Here is a 4,572-nt window from a genome sequence, read left to right on the forward strand (position 1 = left end):
AAACTTGTTGACAGGGTGATTTTCGGGTATAATCCCTCCAGCCGGAAGGTCTCGGCGCAACAAACAAATCGCGCGGCGGCAACGCCGCCAGGGATGACGGGGGCCGTCTTTCCCGCCAACCTGGACAAACATCCGGAGCGATGACTCGGTCGGAGCCACACTCCATTATTGAAAGAGTTTCGATTGAAAAGGCCATAAGCGGCGTAGGACACCGATTGGCGCCTTGGAGATAAAATAAAATATATCGTGTAAGGAGAAGGAAGATGAAACGCAGCACCTCGAAGTACAAGTTTCGCAGGGGGGGTAAACTCCCTCCTCCAAATGTTGTGTTTGGCGCTCGCGCTTGTGATGCTGTTCACAGCATGCACGGGGAGCGATAAGAGGATGAACGCCGCAGTTGCACCGGAGGCGGCGGTTACCGGCACGCAGGGCGAATCCCCGGCGGACGAGTTGGCGAACCGCGCGCCCGCGGTGGACCCAGGGCTTGACGGCGACGAGCCGGAAGGCGGCGGGCAGAGCTTGGATGGGCAAGGCATATTGGACGGAGAGAATTGGCCCGTTCGGGAGTTCACTCACCCCATTTCCGGAGAGACAAATTACATTTTTGACTACTCCGTGGTGATTTGCTTTAAAAACCCGCCTCAGTTTCCTGATGTTCCTTCAAACTACTACGACGAGGAACTTAATCCATTCGATCCGGTGTACTCACTTCCGATGAATCCTGTTGCATCAGATCAGGACGTTGCTTCGTTCATTGCGTCTGAGAATTTGTTCGTAGATAACGATTGGCCGCCAATTAGGGCGATAGGCGCAATTCTTCCCGAGGGAACAACAGTGGAAGAAGCCGTTGAGAATTGGCCGGACGATTACCCAAACCTAATTGAGACCGTTGAACCAGAGTACTTTTACATTGTAGATGTTTGGCCAATTACGGATCCGAATGATCCCAGGTTTAGCGAGCAATGGGCATTGAAGGAAACCGAAGCCTACGACATCAACATTCAAGACGCTTGGCGGAATGGATATTATGGGCGTAGCGATGAAGTCGTTGCAATAATGGACACCGGAGTTCAGCTGATTCACGGTGACTTGACTAGTCGTCGAACTCCTTGGGGTGTACGAACCACCGACAAGCTTTACCAAACAATGTTTGAGCCAAACGGGGGTCAGCCTGTTATTAAGTATCACGGCAACTGGCCGGACCCCAGAGCGGTGCCGTATTGCATGATGTTAGGCCATGGAACAAGTGTTGCTGGAACGATTTCCGCAGCCATTAACAACGCATACGTTCCTTCATACAACGCTGTTGCCGGTATTTCGCCCCAAAACCGCTACTATCCTGTCGGGCTCGATTTTTATGTAGTTTGGGTAGAATGCGGTGAATCGGGATTCATGCTCAGTGGAATACGGCATAAGTCGATCACGAATGCCCTTGGCGCTTTGGGATGCGTCAAAGGAGTCTTCAAAAAGGAATGGCTGTATTACCCGCCTTTCAACTACACCGTTGAGCATTACAACATAGAGGTGGTTAATTGCAGCTTCGGCGGACCCAAGTCTTCGGACATTGAGCTTATGGTTGGCGTCCTTTCCGGCAAAATGCTGTTTGTATGCAGCGCCGGAAACGACAATTCCGCTACTAAGTTCAGTTATCCGGCGGCTTACCCACGATGCCTGGCAGTTGCGGCCCATGCATCAGACGGCAGCCGTTCTCCGTTTAGCAACAAGAATATGGCTTTAGTAGATATTTCCGCGCCGGGATCGGGCATATTGACGACGGATATGCTTGGCAACAGCTGGCGAGGGGTGCAGCTCGGATTCGATCCGTCCGCAACTTGTACAATTAGCGGGACAAGTTTTTCGTCGCCGATAACTGCAGCAGTTGCGGTAATGCTTTCTTCAAAGCACAGGGATATGAGCTCGACCCAGCTTGCCCAATGGATCAAGGATACTCATGCTCCGCTGCCTGTCAGCAATCCGCTTTTTCCTTTTGGCAGGATTGATGCTTACGCGGCTTTGTCTCAGGATCCCCCTGAGCCATGGTGGGAGGAATACGAGTGATGCGTTCTAAGCTCTTGGTGCTTTTTGCCTGCGCAATTGCTTTTCAATCAATTTCGGCATGTTCCTGGCGCACATTGCATTTGGGCGATGAATCTGAGTCCAATGTGAATGGAACAATTCAAATGCTCCAAGGTGCGCTCTTTGAGCAACTCGATGACTTGAGCGCCGCCAAGAGCAAGCAGTCCACAGTTCCCTATGACTCGCTGGGATCGCTTTGGTTTGAAAGATACGAAGGAACGGTTCGGTGGCCAAATCCTCTTCGCGCCGATTACAATATGGATGGAGAGGTAAGCGTGTCGGATTTAACTCCCATTGCGATTCACTTCGGCGCCGACCTACGCGGATATGATGCACACGATCCAATTGTGTACTGGATTGATGGAAACGGTGATGAAGAAGTTAGCATTGCCGATGTTACGCCAGTTGCGCAGTCCTTTCTTGCTTCCATTGGCGGCTTCCGAATTCTGACCTGCGACAATTTTAATCCTTGGGCTCAAGGAGAATCGGGCCAATGGAGCCAGGTTGCATTTGTAAACTGGGACAAATGCAGGATTGCATTGGGAACATGGTACGAATGGCAGGCCGCGGAAATCGGCACCTATGTCAAGATTCAATTGGAAGGTGCGAATTTGCCTGATAATTGGATAACAAGCGCTGTGATCGATGTTGGCAGCTTCATTGCAGATACTGAACCGGTTTCAGTTCGTGAGTTTACACATCCAATAAGCGGCGATACGTACGAAATTGTTGACGGACGAGTTCAGGTTCGATTATACAAGCCTCTATCCGATCCAGGAGTAGAGGCATTTGTGAAATCGGAAAACCTAATGCTGCTTAGCCAAACTTACTCCGAAACCTCAATGTCAAGCAAGGATTTGAACATTAAGCTACCTCCAGAGACCTCTGTTGAAGCGGCGGTGCGCTATTGGCGAGGAAAGTACGAGGTTGTATCGCAGGTGAATCCTGTACTCGTGTTTGAATTGCTTGATCCCCTGCAATAGTCAGTTTGTTGCTATCTTTGCTTCAAAAAAAGATCTGGCGCGGGCGGTCCCATCCCGCCCGCGTCCGGTGGAATGTATGTCTCCGGCATGGTGGATTACGAGGAGGCCATAAATGGTTGGTAGATACATTTTCGCGATATTGCAGCAAAGCTTTTTGATGGTTGCAATGGTTCTGTGGGCTTTATCGTTTGCAGGATGCTCAAGCAAAGGAGCAAATGTATTCGAGCCAAACGATAATTTTGGATGGCCGGATCCATTGATAATGCCAACCGATTACAGTCCACCCGCTGATTCAGGACTGATAGACCCCGAAGGTTTCGGAAGTGTACTTTATGCTCCCTATATCTTGGAAGTTGTAATTCCGGATAAGATTGTCGAAGCGAGTCCATTTGAGATTGTGATCTTTCTCTCTGCGGAGTTTCGCCCCGCCATACTTTACGGATATCCAAACGACCTGTGGCTGGCTGGCGAAACGCTGGACAGGTCAAAAAGATATTTTTTCTACAGACATCATGGAGACAAACAGCTTTTTACTATTGGTTCGACAATTGTAAACCCACCCGGGGAAGGCGAACCAATATCAAATTTGATTCTTCATTTCGATGGGCTTGCCGCGGGCGACTATGTATTCGCTTACTCGACTGCTGCAGAGCCCAGACTTGGCGGAATCGGAGCTGTTCAAAACGGCAGGAATTCAACGCCTTGGTCTGATTTGGCCGATGGTGATCCAGAGTTTTTAATTCCCGGGAACATTGTGAGCAAAGAAGTGAAGTTCACTGTTCTGCCACAAGAAGACGCCGGAAGCTGATGAGGGCTGAAGCTTGACTAATCCTTGTAGGCTTGGACGCGGGCGGCTCCATCCCGCCCTTGCGCCGCCGCGGTTGTTGATGACCTTTGATCGCAACATTTAAAGGGGACTTTCCCCTTAGCTTACCATTTCACCACTTAAGGAGGATTTCATGCTTCGAATTATCATTTACTTCACCATGCTTCTGGCGATGTTAATGGCCGGATGCGGTCGGAATGGGCGTATCCACAACCAAATGCCTATTGCACCGTCATTGCAAACGTCCGCGCCTGCAGGAAGTGCTGCGAGCCCATCAGGGCCTGACACTGAGATTGCAGTCACGCTGGATTTGGCTGCAGAATCCAATCAATCAGTGCTTTCCGAGGAACTGGAGCGGCAACTAAGCCGCGCCCCGGCACCACCCGTCCCCGAAAGCTTGGCCCTCGATTGGACTTACGACCCGGACGATTTCACCCTGACATTCGATTACGAAAATCCGGGCGACTACAATCTGGACGGCGAAGTGTCGGTTGCCGACCTAACACCGCTCGCTTTGAATCTCGGGCACATTGTCGGCGACGGTGTTGGCGACGAAACCGATGCATGGTTGGACGGTGACGGGAATTGCGAGGTCGGCATATCGGACATTACGCCGATTGCTACCAGGTTCCAAAGCCGTTGTGCCGGATTCGCAATTTTTCACCACAATCCGGACGCGGAACCGCC

General features: G+C 50.9%; 4 protein-coding genes. All 4 read left to right on the forward strand.

Features of this window, described 5'->3' with window-relative positions; all coding sequences use genetic code 11:
- Positions 1 to 450 precede the first annotated feature (450 nt).
- Positions 451 to 2,058: a S8 family serine peptidase gene (locus HRF49_10970; GenBank protein MEP0815167.1), complete on the forward strand. Its 1,608-nt coding sequence runs from the start codon at positions 451 to 453 to the stop codon at positions 2,056 to 2,058.
- Positions 2,055 to 3,059 (forward strand): hypothetical protein, encoded by a 1,005-nt coding sequence (locus HRF49_10975; GenBank protein ID MEP0815168.1) that lies wholly within the window; start codon positions 2,055 to 2,057, stop codon positions 3,057 to 3,059. The genes HRF49_10970 and HRF49_10975 overlap by 4 nt, the downstream gene beginning before the upstream one ends.
- Before the next feature lie 112 nt (positions 3,060 to 3,171).
- Positions 3,172 to 3,867: a hypothetical protein gene (locus HRF49_10980; GenBank protein MEP0815169.1), complete on the forward strand. Its 696-nt coding sequence runs from the start codon at positions 3,172 to 3,174 to the stop codon at positions 3,865 to 3,867.
- A gap of 151 nt (positions 3,868 to 4,018) precedes the next feature.
- A partial coding sequence (locus HRF49_10985) for a hypothetical protein (GenBank protein MEP0815170.1) occupies positions 4,019 to 4,572 on the forward strand: 554 nt, incomplete at its 3' end.

Source organism: bacterium (assembly GCA_039961635.1).
Classification (GTDB): domain Bacteria; phylum 4484-113; class 4484-113; order JAGGVC01; family JAGGVC01; genus JABRWB01.

Coding starts and splice junctions, on each gene's coding strand:
- HRF49_10980 (MEP0815169.1), top strand. CDS start 3,172: ATGGTTGGTAGATACATTTTCGCGATATTGCAGCAAAGCTTTTTGATG.